Consider the following 684-nt stretch of genomic DNA (forward strand, 5'->3'; position numbering starts at 1 on the left):
TTGCAGCGCTTCTTTGGCGGCTTGCTGCTCGGCAACTTTACGACTGCTGCCTTGTGCTTTGCAGATGAAGCCCAGTTCGCCCAAGTCGCATGAAATCAGGAACATACTGTCATTGGCATGACCGATTTGTTCTTCGATGCGGTATTTGGGCAGGGCAAGGCGGCGCGCTTGGAGGGCTTCTTGCAGGGCGGTTTTGTTGTCTTTACCCTGCGTTTTGAAATCGGCGCGTTTGACGCGTTCGGCAAACAAGTGCCGCACCACTTTCTCCGCCTCGGCGAAATCCGCATCAAAGCTGACGGCGGCAAACATCGCTTCCATAGCATCGGCAAGGATGGAGGGTCGTCTGAATCCGCCGCTTTTCAATTCGCCCGCGCCCAAATAAAGCCCGTCGCCAACATTCATTTCCAAAGCGATTTCCGCCAATACGCCTTCATTGACCAAGCTCGCGCGCAAACGCGACAACTCGCCTTCGGTCAGCTTGGGGAACGCGTCAAACAACATTTTGGCGACGGTGTAGTTCAAAATCGAATCGCCGACGAACTCGAAACGTTCGTTGTTTTTCGCATGGTAGCTGCGGTGGGTCAGCGCCTGCTGCAAAAGCGCGGTATCTTTGAAATGGTAACCCAGTTTATTCTGAATGGCGGTATGCGCCTGCTGTTTTAACACATCTGTTTTCATGAGGAC

The 684-nt window shown here is 53.4% G+C and carries 1 protein-coding gene; it reads right to left on the minus strand.

Features of this window, described 5'->3' with window-relative positions:
* A partial coding sequence (gene rnc / locus ACTHUR_RS14530) for a ribonuclease III (protein ID WP_440399289.1) occupies positions 1-678 on the minus strand: 678 nt, incomplete at its 3' end.
* Positions 679-684: the final 6 nt, after the last annotated feature.

This window comes from Neisseria sp. P0021.S007 (assembly GCF_051956855.1).